Source organism: Actinomadura sp. NPDC023710 (genome assembly GCF_040639875.1).
Lineage (GTDB): Bacteria > Actinomycetota > Actinomycetes > Streptosporangiales > Streptosporangiaceae > Spirillospora > Spirillospora citrea.
Genome location: NZ_JBFAGB010000016.1, coordinates 76054 through 93137, shown reverse-complemented (window position 1 = coordinate 93137; position 17084 = coordinate 76054). Strand labels below are relative to the sequence as shown.

The window sequence follows — 17084 nt, the reverse complement described above, 5'->3', positions numbered from 1 at the left end:
GTGCCGGCGCGCACGGCGGCAGGCGGGGACCCTCCCGCGCGGGCCGCGGCGCCGGCTGCGCGGTGATGAACGGTCGGGGGCATGGCCGACCCTGGATTCCGCTCGCCTTGTGGGCTGCATATGAAATCCGCCCAAATCCGAACATCACCGTATTCAGACTTTGGTTACTGGATAGTAAGCAGGGGTGGAGTGCGCCGCAAGACCCGATGGTGAGGGATTTCTTGTCGCCTGGTGGAGGATGCGGAGGCGGGCCGAATCATGCGTACGGAAGGGCCCTTAAGGACTCAAGGCGACCGAAACGGGGTCGCCGGTCAGGGCTTCGGCGCCGCCGCGCGCTACGCGGGAATGATCAGGCCGTAGTGCCCGTCGTAGCGGTGGTAGAGGACGTTGCCCCGTTCGGTCTCGGCGTCGCGGAAGAACACCCAGCGCAGGCCGGTCGCCTCCAGATGCTCGGTCGCCTCCTGGAGGGTCAGCCTGGGCGCGGGCCGCGGGCTGATCGTCAGCGGGATGGCGCGGGGCGTGCCCACCCGTCCGCGCGGGGTCGCCTGCGCCAGCCGGTACCCGTGGTCGGCGGGGTAGATGACGCTGTCCTCGCCCGTCTCGACGTCGGTGAACAGCAGGAACCCGTAGTCGAGCACCTCCATGTCGAAGGCCGCCTCGTCGGGCGTCTCGGCGCTCAGCGTGAACGACTTGTGCCGGATCAGCTCCCGCTCCTCCGGAGGACGCGGGTAGTAGTCCGGACGGTGCGTCGGCTCGGCGCCGTGCCGCCACTCGTGCGGCCCCGGCGCGGGGCTCGTGGGATAGGCGCCGCGGCGGGCCTCCCAGTGCCGGGAGATCCGGTCGAGCCGGTTCCGCAGCCGGTCGTGGAGCCGGTCGACGGCCTCGGTCATGCTCGGCGCCGCCACCTGCGCCCGGACCAGGCGGCCGTTGACGTCCAGGTTGGCCTGGGCCGTCGCCGGACGCGGCCCCGCCGGAGCGGGCGACATGATCAGCTTCACGCGCGCGAACAGCACCGGCTCCGACGCGTGCCGGAAGACCGCGCCGACCTTGGAGCGCGCGTAGTCGGTGGCGCCCTCGGGCACCCTTCCCCGGTGTTCGACGGCCACCTCGGGAGCGGCCCTGGTCGTCGCGCGGTCCATGTCGTCCCCCCGTCGCTCTACCGCTTCACCCACTCGGCCGGCTGGTGCTCGATGGTGGAGTCCGAGGACGGGAAGAACGTGGTCTCGTGCCCGTCGTCCCACCGCACCAGGTAGGGCGGCTCTCCGTCCCGTCCGTGCACTTCGAGGATCTCGGCCCTGCGGGCCGCCTCGCCCACGTGGTGTCCATGGACGATCAGCCGGTCGCCTTCGCTGGCTCGCATCGTGTCCCCCTCACGTCGCCCTGAGTCCATCGTGCGGGCGAGCGGAAGGGCGCCACCAGGGCCGAAGGTCCATTTTTTGTGCAGGTCAGTCAGTATGCGGCGAATCTGGCTATCCGGCGGGGGGAGGGGAAGAGTTCCGGTGTGCGGCCGGCGACGGGAGGGCGATGTCGAACAGGAGCGCGATGCCGACCCGGATCGTGGCGGGGACGGCTCATCCGGGGCTCGCCGCCGCCGTCGCGGCCGCGCTGGGCGTCCGGCCGGTGCCCTGCGACGTGGAGAGGTTCCCGGACGGCGAGCTGCGGCCGATCGTGCACGGCGTCCAGGGCGGGGACGTCTACGTGGTGCAGCCCACCGGGCCCGCGGTCAACGACCATCTGGTCGAGTTGCTGCTGCTCCTGGACGCGTGCCGCCGGGGCGGCGCCGAGATCGTCACCGCGGTCGTGCCGTACTTCGGGTACGCCCGGCAGGATCGGCGCGACCGGGCGGGGCAGGCGGTGGGCGCCAGGGTGGCACTCGACGCGCTGGCCTCGGCGGGGGCGGACCGGCTGGTCGTCGTGGAGCCGCACGCCGTCGCCCTGGAGGCCATGTGCCCGGTTCCGGTGGAGATGCTGACGGCCGTCCCGATCCTGGCGGACGAGCTGGCGGATCTGACACCGGAGACCGCCGTGCTGGTCGCGCCCGACCTCGGCGCCGTCAAGCCCGCCGAGCACTACGCGCGGCTGCTGCGGCGCCCGGTCGCCGTGGTGCGCAAGACGCGGGTGAGCGGCGAGAGCGTCCACGCCGAGGAACTGGTCGGCGACGTTGAGGGCCGGCCCGCGGTCATCGTGGACGACATGATCAGCACCGGCGGGACGATCGAGGCGGCCGTGCGCGTGCTGCTGGACCACGGCGCCTCGCCCGACATCACGGTGGCCGCGGCGCACGGGCCGCTGGTGCCGGCCGCGCGGGACCGGCTCGGCCGGCTCCCGATCCGCTGCCTGCTGGTCACCGACACCCTCCCGGTGGGCGAAGCACGGGCGGCGGCGCGGCTCCGGGTGCGGTCCGTGGGCCCGTTGATCGCCGACGCCATCGGCCGCCTGCACAACGGGCAATCCCTGGAGACCCTGCTGGTGCGCGGCTGATCGATCCAGAACTCGCAGCGCGCCGCCGTGGCGACCTCCGAAGCCGCTTCTACCTGGGCGTTTCCGTCCGGTGAGGAGGGAAACACCCTCGCGGTAGAGAAGGGAGGCGTCCGGGGGATCGGCCTGCCGCCCCAGATGCTCCTGGAGCCGGTGCTCCAGGTCGCGCTCCACGAGGCCCGCCGCCCGGTGGCGGTGGGGCCCGCACCCCGACCCGGGAGGCGACGATGCTGGACTTCGACGACCGCGCCGACGCCGGACGGCGCCTGGCCGAGCGGCTGGGCGGTCTGCGCGGCCGGGACGCCGTCGTGCTGGGGCTGCCGCGCGGCGGGGTGCCCGTCGCCTTCGAGGTCGCGCGGGCGCTGGGCGCGCCGCTGGACGTGATCGTGGTCCGCAAGCTGGGCGTCCCCTTCCAGCCCGAGCTGGCCATGGGCGCCATCGGTGAGGGCGGGGTGCTGGTCGTCAACGACGAGATCGTCCGGCGCACGGGCCTCGGCGAGACCGACCTGACCGACGCGCAACGGCGCGAGCAGTCCGAACTGGACGTTCGCGTCGAACGCTTCCGCCGGGGCCGCCCCCGGGTCGAACTGGGCGGCCGCACGGCCGTCGTCGTCGACGACGGCGTCGCCACCGGCGCCACAGCCCGCGCCGCCTGCCAGGTCGTCCGCGCCCAGGGCGCCCGCCGCGTGATCCTGGCGGTCCCCGTCGGCTCGCCCGACATCATCGCCGGCCTGCGCCGCACCGCCGACGACGTGGTCTGCGTGCTGGAACCAGACCTCTTCCACGCCGTCGGCCAGTGGTACCGCGAGTTCGGCCAGACGTCCGACGGCGAGGTGGTCGAACTCCTGGATCGAGCCGCGACCCCGCCGACCAACGCCCGGCACGATTCCGACCCCGCCGATCCTTCCGGCCCCGCAAGGCCCGCCGGAACCGCGAACCCCGCCGACGCCGCCCATCCCGGCGGAGCCACCAACCCCGGCGGAGCCGCCGGCCCGGATGGGGCCCCCGGCCCTGCCGGGGGCACCGACCCTCGCGGAGCAGCGGACCCTCGCGGCGCGAGCCCGGGTGAGGCCAACCCTGGTGGGGGCGCCGATTCCGGCGGGGGCGCCGACCCTCGCGGGGCCGGTCCTGCCGGAGCCGCCGGCACCGGCCGAGCCGTCCACCCGGGCGGAGCCACCAACCCCGGCGGGGCCGCCGACCTGGGCGGGATCGCCAACCCGGGTGGAGGCACCGACCCCGGCGGAGCCGCAAACCCGGGCGGGGCCGCAAAGCCCGGTGGGATCGTCGACCCCGGCGGGAACGCCCATCCTGCCGGGGCCACCAACCCGTCCGGGGCGTCCGGTCCCGGCGCGGATGCCGACGGTCCGCCGGTCGTCGACGAGGAGGTATGGATCGACGGCGGGTTCGTGGAGCTCACCGGGCATCTCACCGTCCCCGCTCGGGCCGGTGGGGTCGTGGCGTTCGCGCACGGCAGCGGGAGCGGCAGGCACAGCCCGCGCAACCGGCTGGTCGCCGCCGGGCTCAACCAGGCGGGCCTTGGAACGCTGCTGTTCGATCTGCTGACCACCGGGGAGGAACTCGACCGCGGCAAGGTCTTCGACATCGGCATGCTCGCCGACCGGCTCGTCGCCGCCACCGCCTGGCTCCGCGACCGGCCGGACATCGCCGGCGCCCGCATCGGCTACTTCGGGGCGAGCACCGGTGCGGCGGCGGCGCTCTGCGCCGCGGCCGAGCCCGGCGCCGATATCGCCGCCGTCGTCTCCCGCGGCGGACGCCCGGACCTGGCCGAACGCCGCCTGAGCGACGTCCGCGCCCCCACGCTGCTGATCGTGGGCGGCGCGGACCGGCAGGTGATCGGCCTCAACCAGCGCGCGCAGCGGCGCATGCGCTGCCAGAACCAGCTGACCATCGTGCCGACCGCCACCCACCTGTTCGAGGAGCCGGGCGCCCTGCGGGCCGTGACCGACCACGCCAGAGACTGGTTCCTCGCCTACATGCGCTGACCTGCCTCACATGACGGCTCGGGGCGCCGCGGGAGGAGCCGCGGCACGGGCCGCAGGACGCTCCCCGGCACGTCCTGCCCGCTCGCCGCCCGGCTGGAAGAGCTTGCGGAGCTCCTCGGGGAGCTTCCACAACGCCTGTTCCACGCCTCCCGGCGCCATCTTGGAGGACACGACCTCGGTGACGATCGCCGCCGTCTTGGGCACGTCGTCGCGTCCGATGCCCGCCTGCTCGGCGTAGTGGACGGTGATCTCGCGCAGGTCGTACTTGTGGGGCACGTGACCGGGGCTCCACCCGTCGTAGTACACCCCGCGCAGCAGTTCCGGCAGCTGGGCGGCCAGATGCGCGGCGGACTCGACCGTCAGCCGGTCGCGCAGCGTGTGCATCCAGGCCCGCAGCGCCCGATAGGCGAACCGGCGGTCCTCGGTGCCGAACGCTGCGGCCACATCGGCGATCCACCGGTTGGTGGTGTCGATGCTCCGATCCAGCCCCTGTATCCCTGTGAACGTCATCGCAACGGCTCCAGAGCGGTTTCGGCGAACACGGACGATTCCAGCGTGCCGCCGCCCGAGCACGCGGCGGCAGGGACGAAGGTCCCCAGGTGGGGAGCGTTTCCGCAGGTCCGGACGCCATGACGAGCGACGGTGCGCCCGCGGGAAGTCGGTACCGCCGTCACGCATGACGGCGCTTCAAGCATAGCGGCACAAGGCTCCGATGCCCTGCGCGGGAAGATCCGGCGCCCCGGGCTCCAGGACGCGCACCTCCGCCCCGGTGAGCACGGCGGCGCGGACGGCGACGTCCACCAGCCGCCCGTGCTCCACCGGGTCCGCGCCCGACTCGGCGAGGGACGCCCGCCGGTCGGACACCTGCGTCGGCGCGGGGCCGAACCAGGCCGTCCGCCGGTCCGCGGGGTCGTCGGTCACCAGCAGCGTGTCGACCCGGCCGCGGGCCAGCGCCCGCAGGGTCGCGGCCGCGCCCTCCACCGCGAGACCGGACGGGCCCCGCCCCTCGTCCAGCCGCTCCAGCAGCCCGCGGGTCTCCTCGCCCGCCCACCGGCTCACCTGTTCCCGGACCTGCGTCTGGCGCCGCCGCCGTGCGCCGTCCCGGTTCCGTCCTCCGGAGACGTGACCGACGGTCACCTCATGGCGGACGCCCTCGGGAAGGTGCTTGGTGAGGTACTGCATGGCGCGCACGTCGCCGCCGAGGAGCAGCACGTGCGCCCCGGTCACGGCGAGATCGTCCGCGAGGGCGTGCGCCACCCTGGTCGCGTTGTGCTCCCAGGAGTCCTCGGCGCGGTGCTGGTGGCGCGACTGGGACCAGCCGCCCGGCGCGTTGCGCACGATCTCGTCGTCGGGGCCGTCGACCGTCCTCGTGGTCGCGGTCCCCGTCCCGCCCCGGCACGTCTCGATGTCGGCGCCCTTGCGGTCGACGAGGGTCAGCACGTACGGCGGACGCTCCTGGAGCCATGCCAGCAGCGGCAGGAGGCGCGGCAGGGGACCGTGGACGGCGAGATCGGGCTGCCGCGCCTCCGGCATCTCGACCACCGTGGGCGCGGGGTCGCCGTCGAAGGCGAAGGCGGCCAGCGCTCCGGAGCCCGGCTCCGCCCTCGCGACCAGCCGGTCCAGCGCGTCCACGACGGCGCCGTCGGCTCCCTGCGCGCGGAGCCGCCTGCCCAGCCGTTCCCAGCGCAGCGCGGCGTCCTCCTCCCCGGGAGGCGCGGTCAGGTTGAAGTAGACCGTTGTGACCGGCCCTCCAGAACAGAGCCGACGCAGGGTCTCGGTCGCGGTTTTCTCGTCCGGCTTCATGCAAACAGCCTGTACAGCGGGCCGCCGTCCGATTAGGGACGAAGGTCCGCAGGTCGCCGGACCTTCGTGAGCCCGCCCCTGACGGACCGCGTCGCGCGCCGCCTTCGCCGGCGACGGGCCGTCCCCCACACTGAGCGGGAGTCCAGACGTCCAGGGGGAGGATCGGCGTGGCTCACGACCGTTCGGAAACCGGTTTCCACTGGTTGTTCGGGGACCAGCTGGGCCCGCACTTCCTACGCCCGGACGCCGAGATCGTCATGATCGAGTCGCGGGCGGTCCTCCGTCGGCGCCGCTTCCACCGCGCCAAGGCGCACCTGGTCCTGTCCGCGATGCGGCACCGCGCGGCCGAGCTCGGGGACCGCGTCCGCTACGTCCAGGCGGAGACGTACCGCGACGGCCTGGAACAAGCCGTGGGCGACGCCCCCGTGACCGTCCACCACCCCACGTCCCACGCGGCCCTCGGCTTCGTGCGGGGCCTCCAGCAGGTGGAGGTGCTTCCGCCGCGCGGTTTCCTCGTCCAGCCCGAGGCGTTCGGCCGGTGGGCGGAGTCCGCCGGCGGGCGACTGCGGATGGAGAGCTTCTACCGGCGGGTGCGCCAGGACCACGACCTGCTGATGGACGGCGATCAGCCCGCCGGCGGGCAGTGGAACCTGGACAAGGACAACCGCGAGCCCCCGCCCAGGGGCGAGGCGACACTGCCGGTGCCCGCCCCCTACCGGCCGCGCGAAGACGAGATCGACGAGCGGGTCAGGGCCGATCTGGACCGCTGGGAGCGGAGCGGAGAGGTCTCGTTCGTCGGCCGGGACGGCCCCCGACTGTTCCCGGCCGGCCGTGCCGAGGCCCAGCGCGCCCTCCGCGCCTTCGTGAAGAAGCGCCTCCCCACCTTCGGCCGGTGGGAGGACGCGATCCTGGCCGAGGACTGGGCCATGAGCCACAGCCTGCTGTCCGCCTCGCTCAACCTCGGGCTGCTCGACCCGGCCGAGTGCGTCGAGGCCGCCGAAGGCGCCTACCGCGCGGGCGATGCGCCGCTCAACTCCGTCGAGGGCTACGTCCGGCAGGTCGCCGGGTGGCGCGAGTACATGTGGAACCTCTACTGGTACTTCGGCCCCCGCTACCGCGAGTCCAACGCCCTCGGGCACGACGCGCCGCTGCCGGACTGGTTCGCCTCCCTGGACGCCGACGCCGTCCAGGCCCACTGCCTTTCGACGACGCTCGCGCAGGTCCGCGATCGGGGCTGGGTGCACCACATCCCCCGGCTGATGATCCTGGGCAACCACGCCCTCCAGCGCGGCTGGGATCCGGCGGCGGTGACCGACTGGTTCCACCGCTGCTTCGTGGACGGCTACGACTGGGTGATGCTCACCAACGTGATCGGCATGTCGCAGTACGCCGACGGCGGCCGCATCACCACCAAGCCGTACGCCTCGGGCGGCGCCTACATCAACACCATGAGCGACCTGTGCGGCCCCTGCGCCTACCGGCCCACCGAACGCACCGGTGAGCGGGCCTGCCCCTATACCGCCGGGTACTGGGAGTTCGTCCACCGCCACCGCGAACGGCTCTCTCACAACTACCGCACCGCCCGCGCCGTCATGCAACTGGAGCGCCTCGGCGACCTGGACGAGGTGCTCGGCGACGCCCGCCGGCGCGACCCGAACGCCGCCCCCTGAACACCCGGCCGCCCGCAGGGGACCGGCGCCGGAACGATCAGGTGTCCCCCATCGGCGCCGGGCCCGCCGGTCAGGCCCCGGTGCCGGGCGGGCAGGGCGCCGGCCGGGCACCGAGGCTTCGGGCACGGAGCCGGTGGGTGCGCAGCGCGGCCTCGATGGCGAACCGGGTGCCGGGGTCGGCGAGTTCGTCGCCGAGGAGGTGTTCGAGGACCCGCATCCGGTACCGGACGGTCTGCACGTGCACGCCGAGCTCCTCGCTGATCCGCGTCGCGGGCGCCCGGGTACGCAGCCAGACGGCGAGCGTGTCGACGAGCGGCAGCCTGCGCCGCTCGCTGAGCGGGGCGAGGGGCGCCAGGCCGCGGCGCGTCATCTGGTCCATCAGCGCGCCGTCGGCCAGCAGCCACAGGCTCATCAGGTGGTCCTCGCACAGGGTGAGCGTGCCGTCGTGCAGGACGTCCTTCAGGTCGAGCAGGCGCCTGGCCCAGCGGAGCGAGTCGGCGGCACGAGCCCGGGGGACGGTCAGGCCCACCGCGGCACGCTCCCCGGCCAGGGCCGCTTCCAGCATCGCCCGCCGGTCGCCGGTGAGCGGGCCGGGGACGAGGAGGTAGGGCGCCGGGTCCTCCGGGTCGAGCAGGACGTCGGCGTCCAGTAAGGGGCAGACGGGCAGAGTCCCAGAGGGCAGGGCGACGAGCGTGACCTCGTCGGGAAGCGGCCAATCGGCGGCCGGGTCCGGCACGGCCGACGATGCGGGGCCGACGAGCGCGCGCAGAAGGGCCAGCCGGGCGGCGGCGCGTCCGTCGCACGCCTCCGCCTTGGCCCGCTCGTAGCCCTCCCTGGACAGGGCCGCCGCATCGTCCATGTAGGTGATGACGGCCTCGGCCAGCGCGGAGACCGCCAGGACGGACGCGACCCGGTCGTCCAGCATCGCCCGGATACGCGACCACGCCACCTGCGTCGCGGCGCGGTAGGCCGACTGGATCACCGTGAGCGGGCGCCCCTCCATCACCTCGAACGCGCCCATCTTGCGGCACAGCTCGTCCCGGCGGTCGAGCGGCCGCGCGGGGTCGGCCAGCCAGTCCAGGAACCCGAGCACATTGCGTTCGACGGCGGTGCGGATGACGTGGTTGTAAGCGCTTCCGGGAGGCCGCGCGTAGGCGGGGATCGCGGCGCGGATCCTCTCCACGATCTCGTCGACGAGGCCCGGGACGACGGTCGTCCGGACGTCCGGGGACAGCGCCGCGACGAGGGCGCGCAGTTCGGCGGACTCCGGCGGCGACGCGCCGCCGCCTGGAGATGATGGCCTCGGCATCGCACACGCTCCGTGGGGTGGGTGACGGGGGTGTCAGGAGGCGGGCCGGCCCGGCGGCGTCCGCCGGCGGGCCTTCAGGACCGCCTCCAGGACGAAGCGCGTCTCGGGATCGTCCAGCCGGTCGCCGATCTCCTTCCTGATCTGCCGCAGCCGGTACCGGACGGTCTGGGGGTGCAGGTGCAGCCGCCGCCCGACGTCCGCGGCCGTGCTCCACTGCTCCAGCCAGACCCGCAGCGTCTCGGTGAGCGCGCGCCGCTTGCCCTCGGGCAGGACGGCCAGGCCGCCGAGCCGGCGGCGTGCGATCTCCTCCACGAGGGGCGGGTCGCACGTCAGCCACAGGTCCAGGAGGTGGTCCTCGGCGCGGATCAGCGGCGCGGCGTCGATCACGCCGTCCTCGGCGAGGGCGAGCACGCCGCGGGCCCAGCGCAGCGCGTCGGGGATCTCGCCGAGCGGCACGGTCAGGCCGACCACGACGGGCCCGCGGTCGAGCGCCGCGCCGAGCAGCGCGCGCCGGGCCTCGTCCACCCCGCCGGGCACGAGCAGCCAGGGCGCGGTCCCGCCGAGGGCCGACAGGACGTCGCGGCGCGCGGCGGCGGGCCGCCATCGCGTGCCGCGGCGGACCGCGACCGGCGTCGCCGTCTCCGGCACGTTCCACCCCAGCCTGGCCGCGAGGTGCTCGACCACCTCGCGGGAGGCGACCGGACGCGTGGAAAGGCCCCGCATCAGCAGCCTGCGCGCATGGACGAGGTCGACCGGCGCCTTCAGCCCCTGGTCCAGATAGGCCTCGACGATCGGGTCGATGATCTGGTCCATGAAGGCCATCTGGAATTCCGCGACGCGGGCCAGGTCGGCGCCCGACACCTTGTTGCGGACGCACACCTCGGTGATCCGGTGCCAGGAGGTGTCGAAGGCGATGTGGATCGCGGCGTGCAGGGACTCCAGGCTCCGGTTGCCGGTGACCTCCTTGCGGCCGAACGAGTGCAGCAGCTCCAGCAGCCCGTCCAGCGGTTCGGCCGGGTCGGCGAAGCGCGCCACGTAGGTGCGCATGGCCTCCCGCACGACCCGTTCCGGGCTGGGCGGGCCGCCGTCCGCGACCGCGTAGTCGGGGACGGTGGCGCGGACGGCCGTGTAGATCTCCTCGGCCAGTCCGGGGAGCCCCGACCGCAGGACCTCCACGAGTTCGGGAGGCGCCGGTTCGGGTCGCACGATCGCACCCTCCCGTCCGAGCGCCGACGCGGGCTGCCCCACCGGAAGCGACATGCCGTTCAAAATACCCAGGGGCCCCTAGTCGGAAAAGGGCCCGGAACGGCGCCGCGAAAAGGAATAGGGTCGCTGACAGGCTTTCGTCGCGGAGAGTCAACGGAGCTGCCAGTATCGGTGAGCCTTCATGATGCATTCCGGTCGGACCGCTTCAGCGCGCCCGGTGCGTCCTCATCGGCGCACAAACTCCGCGGAGCGTTTTACTCATCCGTTGACAGACCTTGCCGAAATCGGCGTCGGTCCCGCGCCCGAACCTTGTCGGCCGTGAAAATCTCCGCTTACCGTACCGGCTAGTAGGTGAATGGTGAGCTCACACCCACCCACGCAGGAAGGCCCGTGCCCGTCCCCAGGCACCCGGTCCCACCCCCAGGAAAGGTCATTCCCCGTGCGCAAGATCACCTCTGTGGCCCTCGCCGCCACGAGCGCGTCCGCTCTCGCGCTCTTCCTCACCCCCGCCGCCTACGCGGCGGCCCTCACCGCGACCGTGACGAACGGCGGCTCGGTGACCGCCACCAACTCCGGCAACCTCGTCATCACCGACACCACCACCGGCATCGCGGTGACCTGTACCGCGTCCACCGGCACCGGCAGCATCCCGAACGGGGTCAAGAGCGGCAACTCGCCGCTCCAGGTCGGCTCGATCAGCGCGATCTCGTTCACCAGCTGCAAGGGCGGCGGCTTCACCTTCACCGTGACGCCGAACGCCCTTCCCTGGAAGGTGAACGTCACGGGCGCCACGTCGGGCGGCGTCACCGCGGGCAGCATCAGCGGCATCTCCGCGCACGCCTCGGCGGCCTTCGGCCTCTGCCAGATGGACATCGCCGGCACGGCCGCCGGCTCGTACACCAACGGCACCGGCAAGCTGACGGCCACCGGCAGCGGACTGACGATCAGCAACGTCACCTCCGGCTGCCTGGGCATCGCGAACAGCGGGGACTCCGCCTCGCTGGTCGGCGCCTACATCGTCAAGAACAGCGGCGGGACCTTCCCGCAGATCAACGTCACCTCGCCGTGACGCCCTGATCCTGCGCACACGACCGCGGAGGCGGCCCACCCCCTCTGGCCTCCGCACCGCTTGGCGAGCCGGAAACGCCGACGCGTTTCCGGCTCGCCGCCTGTCCGCAGGAGGCGCCCCGAGCGCGATCGCGGCCCGCGTCCGGCGCTGCGTCCCGGAACGTTCCGGTGTACCGGTTGGCCGGTAGCGGCCCGTTCCGGCGATCTTGCTTGATTCCGGACACTCCAGCGTTTCTATTGGTCCCCGTGGTCCGTTGCGATCACCGCTGCTCCTGTCGGCTTTCGGGGACGAGGAACCATAGGAGGCGATGGCATGCGCCATCGACGTACACGGGCGGGTTCACTCGCCCTCGCCGCGGTCCTGGGCCTGAGCCCGCTCGCGGCGGTGCCGCCGGCGTCGGCCGACGGCCGGGTGACCGAGGTGGCGCTGCCGGTGCCGGACGTCGCACCGGTCGGTCTCGCCGCCGGACCGGCCGGCACCCTCTGGTACGCCGCGAACGCCGGCGGCATCGGCCGCGTCGGCGCCGACGGCAAGGTCACCGAGTTCAAGATCAGTGAGAACTCGCAGCACCAGGTCGGAGTCCCGGACGCGATGACGGCCGCGAGCGACGGCGCCCTCTGGTTCACCGACATGTCCCTCAGCGTCCCGCGCGTCGGGCGCGTGAACCCGGCGAGCGGCGCCGCGACGCTGTTCGAGCTGCCGACGACGGGCGACGTGAACTTCGCCAACGCCCAGGTCAACGGCGTCGCGCCCGGCCCGGACGGCTCGGTGTGGATCACCGGCGGGTACTCCGGTTCGATCGGCCGGGTCGACCCGTCCGGGAACGTCACGGCGTACGCGACGGGCTTGACCCCGTACGCGGTCACCGTGGGCCCGGACCAGGCGGTGTGGTTCACCGACACCAGCGGCCGGATCGGCCGGCTCGACCCCGCCACCGGCCAGGTCACCCCCTACGACACGCCGTTCACCTTCCAGGGCTACCCGGGCATGGGCGACATCGTGCCGGGCCCGGACGGCAAGGTCTGGTTCACCCAGCCCGGCGTCGGCCGGATCGGCAGCATCGACCCGGCCACCGGCGAGGTCGCCGAGTACGCTCCGCCGCGTCCCGACTCCGACCCGACCGGCATCGTCGCGCGGGACGGCAAGCTGTGGTTCACCGAGGCCGCCGCCAGCAACATCGGCAGCCTCGACCCCGCCACCGGCGAGATCGCCGAGTACCCGCTGCCGGCGACCCTCTCGGCGCCGACCCGCATCGTCAACGGCCCCGGCGGCCACCTGTGGTTCACCGAGCCCGGCCGCGGCCTGATCGGGCACTTCGACCCGGCCGACCCGCCGTCCGGCACGTCCCACCCGGCGGTGCCCGCCTCGGCCCCGGGTGCGAGCCCCAACCCCGGCGCGCGCTTCCAGAACCAGTGCGCGATGGAGTCCCTCTGCCAGACGCAGGTCACCACCGGCGGCGACGTCAAGATCGGCACCTTCCGGCAGAGCCTCCCGAGCGGCGCCATCCGCATCACCGGCTCCCTCGGCGCGCCCGACGAGACCGGCGACTTCGTCCTCGACCCGCCCGTGGTCGGCCAGCAGCTCATCTCCCCGCCGGTGGACGTTCCGGGCGGCCTCATCGGGCAGCTGCCGCTGATCGGCCCGATCCTCGGCAAGTCGCCCGCCGCGATGTGGGACGTCAACCGCCTGACGATCAGCCAGACGCTGGCCGGCAAGGTGCACGCCTACCTCACCGACAGCGGGCTCGGCGTCCGGGTGCCGCTCAACGTGCACCTCAACAATCAGCTGCTCGGCACGACCTGCACCATCGGCCCGATCACCGCGAGCCTGCCGACCACCTTCCTGGCCGGCGCCCCGAACGGCGATCCGCACCTCGGCTTCGTCCCCGCGGCCGTCTCCCTGGAGGCGCCCATCGAGGTCCCCGCCGCCAAGGGCTGCGGCCCGTTCGGCCTGCTCGACGGCGTCATCAACCAGCTCATGGGCCTGCCGTCGCCCGCGTCGCAGAACTCCATGAAGCTGACCGGCGTCCTCAACCTGGGCAACGGGATCAACCAGAGCAACACCCCGCAGGCCCTGGCGTCCGGCCCGGTCGCCGCCAGGCTCAAGCAGATCCTCAAGTCCGGGAAGACCCCGCGCAAGGCGGCCAAGGCCCCCACCCCGGCCCCGAAGAAGGCCACCTACAAGGTCAAGGCCCGCCGCTAGGAACAGAACCCAAGCGGAGACGCCCCCGAAGGCTCTTCCTCCGGGGGCGTCTCCGCGCCGTCCACACCCTGTGGACGGGCAGTCCCCGGACGGGCGAAGCGCATGGCCGTCGCCTTTAATGCCGATCGACCGCCATTGTCAGTGGGCCCTCTAGTAGTCGATCAGCATGACTGTCATGCTGTGAATGGCAAACGGGGAGGACGACAATGCACGACGATCATTACCGTCATCAGCAGAGAATGAACGACTACCACAACTGGCAGCGGGACCGGTCCTCCCGCTGGGATTCCGAGGACAGGCGGCGGCGCAACAGTGACGACCTGCACCGCAACTGGCAGCAGAACGGTTATCCCGGCTTCTGGGAGATCGTCGGCGGGCTGATCCTTTTCTTCGCCGCCATCGCGATCATGTCGGGACACTGATCCTCCAGGGGGCGGCCCGATTCGGGCACCGGCGGCGCTTTTTCTCTGAGACGAGCCTTTCGCCGCCCTGCTCTCCCGCGGCGAGGTGAAGGGAGCTCCGGGGGCTCGGCCCCTCCCGCGCTAAGTTGGACTTGCTGGTCCAGTTCGGGGAGGCGGGACGTGCGGAAGACGTTGACGGCGAAGGGCGCGGCGACCCGGCACCGGATCATCGAGGGCGCCGCCGAGGTGATGCGGGACAGGGGAGTCGCCTTCGCGACCCTCGAAGACGTCATGGCGCGCACCCGGGCCAGCAAGAGCCAGCTGTTCCACTACTTCCCCGCGGGCAAGGACGAGTTGCTGCTCGCGGTCGCGCGCTACGAAGCCGATCAGGTCCTGGACGACCAGCAGCCCTACCTGGGACGCCTGGACTCGTGGGAGGCGTGGCGGCGGTGGCGCGACGTGGTGGTCGAACGCTACGAGGCGCAGGGCGACCGGTGCCCCCTCGGCTCGCTGTTCCTCCAGGTCGGCCGGGCCACTCCCGGAGCGCGCGCCATCGTGGTCGAGCTGATGAACCAGTGGCAGGCGAGCCTGGCCGCCGGGATCCGCTCCCTGCAGGCCGCCGGACACCTGCCCGCCGGCGTGGACGCCGACCAGCGGGCGGCCGCGCTGCTGGCGGGCATCCAGGGCGGCGTGACGATCCTCCAGTCGACGGGCCGTTCCTCCCACCTGCGGGCCGCCCTCGACCAGGCGATCGACGACCTGCGCCGTCTCGCGCCCGCGTGATTGGACTTGCGGGTCCATTTTTCCCCTTGCAGAGTGGCGGGTGCCGCACGGGCCGACCGGCCCGAGCGGCACGAGCGAGCGGCACGGGTGGCCGAGGGGAGCACGTGATGAGCGGACGGCTGGAAGGCAAGCGGGCGCTGGTGACCGGATCGACCAGCAACATCGGGCGGGCGATCGCGGAGGCCTTCGCCGCAGAGGGCGCGCACGTGATCGTGTCCGGCCGCAGCGCCGGGCGGGGCCGGGAGGTCGTGGACGGCATCCGCGCACTGGGCGGCCGCGCCGACTTCGTGCAGGCCGACCTGGACGGCAGTGCCGAGGCCTCGCAGGCTCTGGCGCGCGAGGCGGCGTCGGTTCTCGGCGGCGGCATCGACGTCCTGGTCAACAACGCCGGGATCTACCCCGGTGACGGCACGGCGGCCACCGACGAGAAGACGTTCGACCGGGTCTACGCGGTCAACGTGAAGGCGCCGTTCTTCCTGACCGCGGCGGTCGCCCCCGCCATGGTCGAGGCCGGCGGCGGCGCGATCATCAACCTGGGGTCGTGGATCGCGCGCCTGGGCGTCCCCGTGGGGGCGCTCTACAGCTCCACCAAGGGCGCGATGGAGACCCTCACCCGGGCGTGGGCCGCGGAGTTCGGCCCGCACGGCGTCCGCGTGAACGCGATCTCTCCCGGCGTGATCCTCGAACCCGCGCCGGGCGAGCGGCACCCGGGCGAGGCCATGATGGTCGGTACTCCGGCCGGAGGCATGGGCAAACCGCAGGCCATCGCGCACGCCGCCGTCTACCTGGCCGCCGAGGAGGCCGCCTTCGTCCACGGCATCACCCTGGACGTGGACGGCGGCCGTACCACGACGGCCGTCATCGCCGCCTGACGCGATCGTTCCGCGCCACCCTGCGCGCGGCCGTCAGCCGGGTTCCGCTCCGCCGTACCGCGCGGACGTCCGCCACTCGAAGGCGACCAGCGCGAGGAGCAGCGCGCTCACGAGACCGAGCGCGGCGATCGCGGGCAGAAGCCGGGCAACGGGGATCAGCGGGAAGAACGCCACGGCGACCACCAGCGGGACCCCCGGAACGGAACGGACGGTGAGCCTGGCGAACGCCGCCCGCCCCAGCAGGAACACGGCGGCCCCCGCATACAGGGCGGTCAAGACGGGCCATTCCAGGGGCCGACCGTGGTCGGCGGTGTCGCCGGACAGTTCCGCCAGGACTTCGTGGGCGCCCAGGGCGATGTAGAGGGCACCGGCGATGAGCGGGAAGTGGACCATGGTGTAGGCGTCGCGGGCGATCTGGGCGCGGCGCAGGCCGGACGCGCGTTCGAGGGCGTCCTCGGCGGCGTCCGCCAGGCCCCGGAAGTACAGCAGCCACAGGCAGACGACGGCGACGAACCCGACCAGCGCGGCTAGGAGCACCATCGCATCGGCCACCGAGTCGCCCGCCCCGGCGCCGGCGGAGATCAGGGACTCGCCCAGCGCGATGATCAGCACCATGCGGTGCCGTTCGGCGAAGTGGCCGGCGCTGCGGACCGACCAGCCGCCCAGGCCGGAGGCGATCCGGCCCCCGCCGAAGTCGACGGCGAACGCGGCGGCCCACAGCACGGTCTGCCAGGCCCCCCCGAGCACCGCCCCCGCGAGGAGCGCGATCAGGGAGATCGTCTGTGGGATCGCGTCAAGGAGGAGCTGGTCGCGCAGCCTGCGGTCGCCCGCCACCGAGGACAGGTACAGGCCGAAGTAGACCGCCCGGACGACGCAGAAGGCCACCGCCAGGACGAGCGGCGCGTCGACCGTCCCGGCGTGGCGGCCGAAGGCGTCCGGCATGACCAGCGCGGCGACGAACAGGGCCGCCATGACCACCAGCATCCCGGTCCGGACCACCCCGCGGTCGGCGCGCACCCGGTTGCCGAGCCAGGCGTACGCCGCCCAGGACCACCAGAGCAGCAGGAACAGGATCAGCCCCCGCGCCAGGGACAGAGCGGACGGGGAATGCGCCATGAACGAGACGACCCGGGTGATCGCGAACACGAAGACGAGGTCGAAGAAGATCTCGAAGGAGGTCGCCCGATGGGATTCCGGCGTGATCGCCGGGCGCCGCCACGGGAGGTCTGCCACCGCCACAGGATACCGGTACGGAAACCGCGTCGCCGCTGGTCAGCGGGGCCTTCCC

Annotated in this window: 15 protein-coding genes; 8 read left to right on the top strand and 7 right to left on the bottom strand. The window is 73.2% G+C overall.

What is annotated here, in order from left to right:
- Nucleotides 1-335: 335 nt before the first annotated feature.
- Both AB0H37_RS20155 and AB0H37_RS20150 read right to left on the bottom strand, forming a co-directional pair.
- A complete protein-coding gene (locus AB0H37_RS20155; RefSeq protein ID WP_329097981.1) occupies nucleotides 336-1139 on the bottom strand; it encodes an HPF/RaiA family ribosome-associated protein in 804 nt (267 codons plus the stop codon).
- A gap of 17 nt (nucleotides 1140-1156) precedes the next feature.
- Nucleotides 1157-1360 (bottom strand): DUF1918 domain-containing protein, encoded by a 204-nt coding sequence (locus AB0H37_RS20150; RefSeq protein WP_179838001.1) that lies wholly within the window; start codon nucleotides 1358-1360, stop codon nucleotides 1157-1159.
- Between the two features lie 182 nt (nucleotides 1361-1542).
- Here AB0H37_RS20150 and AB0H37_RS20145 point away from each other — a divergent pair, with 182 nt between their 5' ends.
- Nucleotides 1543-2481 carry a ribose-phosphate pyrophosphokinase gene (locus AB0H37_RS20145; RefSeq protein ID WP_360614302.1) on the top strand — a complete coding sequence of 313 codons (939 nt, stop codon included), beginning with the start codon at nucleotides 1543-1545 and terminating at the stop codon, nucleotides 2479-2481.
- A gap of 224 nt (nucleotides 2482-2705) precedes the next feature.
- On the top strand, nucleotides 2706-4481 hold the full coding sequence (locus tag AB0H37_RS20140) for a phosphoribosyltransferase family protein (protein WP_360614300.1): 1776 nt from the start codon (nucleotides 2706-2708) through the stop codon (nucleotides 4479-4481).
- 6 nt (nucleotides 4482-4487) lie between these two features.
- Here the strand turns inward: AB0H37_RS20140 and AB0H37_RS20135 are convergent, their stop codons facing one another.
- On the bottom strand, nucleotides 4488-4991 hold the full coding sequence (locus AB0H37_RS20135; protein ID WP_360614298.1) for a DUF2267 domain-containing protein: 504 nt from the start codon (nucleotides 4989-4991) through the stop codon (nucleotides 4488-4490).
- A gap of 177 nt (nucleotides 4992-5168) precedes the next feature.
- Entirely contained in the window at nucleotides 5169-6284 is a 1116-nt protein-coding gene (locus AB0H37_RS20130) for a Vms1/Ankzf1 family peptidyl-tRNA hydrolase (RefSeq protein WP_329097989.1), read from the bottom strand.
- 167 nt (nucleotides 6285-6451) lie between these two features.
- On the opposite strand from AB0H37_RS20130, the gene AB0H37_RS20125 reads away from it, so the two are divergent.
- Entirely contained in the window at nucleotides 6452-7954 is a 1503-nt protein-coding gene (locus tag AB0H37_RS20125; protein ID WP_360614296.1) for a cryptochrome/photolyase family protein, read from the top strand.
- Nucleotides 7955-8024: 70 nt separating this feature from the next.
- Here the strand turns inward: AB0H37_RS20125 and AB0H37_RS20120 are convergent, their stop codons facing one another.
- Both AB0H37_RS20120 and AB0H37_RS20115 read right to left on the bottom strand, forming a co-directional pair.
- Complete coding sequence (locus AB0H37_RS20120) at nucleotides 8025-9263, bottom strand: helix-turn-helix domain-containing protein (protein WP_360614294.1); 1239 nt, start codon at nucleotides 9261-9263, stop codon at nucleotides 8025-8027.
- A gap of 33 nt (nucleotides 9264-9296) precedes the next feature.
- Nucleotides 9297-10523 carry a helix-turn-helix domain-containing protein gene (locus tag AB0H37_RS20115; protein WP_329097995.1) on the bottom strand — a complete coding sequence of 409 codons (1227 nt, stop codon included), beginning with the start codon at nucleotides 10521-10523 and terminating at the stop codon, nucleotides 9297-9299.
- A gap of 385 nt (nucleotides 10524-10908) precedes the next feature.
- On the opposite strand from AB0H37_RS20115, the gene AB0H37_RS20110 reads away from it, so the two are divergent.
- The 5 genes from AB0H37_RS20110 to AB0H37_RS20090 all read left to right on the top strand — a co-directional run bounded on the left by AB0H37_RS20110 (nucleotide 10909) and on the right by AB0H37_RS20090 (nucleotide 15796).
- The gene (locus AB0H37_RS20110) at nucleotides 10909-11538 is read left to right on the top strand and encodes a hypothetical protein (RefSeq protein WP_329097997.1); all 630 of its coding nucleotides are present in this window, start codon (nucleotides 10909-10911) and stop codon (nucleotides 11536-11538) included.
- 312 nt (nucleotides 11539-11850) lie between these two features.
- Nucleotides 11851-13740 carry a hypothetical protein gene (locus AB0H37_RS20105; protein WP_360614292.1) on the top strand — a complete coding sequence of 630 codons (1890 nt, stop codon included), beginning with the start codon at nucleotides 11851-11853 and terminating at the stop codon, nucleotides 13738-13740.
- Nucleotides 13741-13979: 239 nt separating this feature from the next.
- The gene (locus AB0H37_RS20100) at nucleotides 13980-14162 is read left to right on the top strand and encodes a hypothetical protein (protein WP_360614290.1); all 183 of its coding nucleotides are present in this window, start codon (nucleotides 13980-13982) and stop codon (nucleotides 14160-14162) included.
- A gap of 159 nt (nucleotides 14163-14321) precedes the next feature.
- The gene (locus AB0H37_RS20095) at nucleotides 14322-14924 is read left to right on the top strand and encodes a TetR/AcrR family transcriptional regulator (RefSeq protein ID WP_179837993.1); all 603 of its coding nucleotides are present in this window, start codon (nucleotides 14322-14324) and stop codon (nucleotides 14922-14924) included.
- Between the two features lie 107 nt (nucleotides 14925-15031).
- Nucleotides 15032-15796: an SDR family NAD(P)-dependent oxidoreductase gene (locus AB0H37_RS20090; RefSeq protein WP_179837992.1), complete on the top strand. Its 765-nt coding sequence runs from the start codon at nucleotides 15032-15034 to the stop codon at nucleotides 15794-15796.
- Between the two features lie 33 nt (nucleotides 15797-15829).
- On the opposite strand, the gene AB0H37_RS20085 is transcribed toward AB0H37_RS20090, so the two are convergent.
- Nucleotides 15830-17029, bottom strand: coding sequence for a low temperature requirement protein A (locus AB0H37_RS20085; protein ID WP_360614288.1), 1200 nt, complete (start codon nucleotides 17027-17029; stop codon nucleotides 15830-15832).
- Nucleotides 17030-17084: the final 55 nt, after the last annotated feature.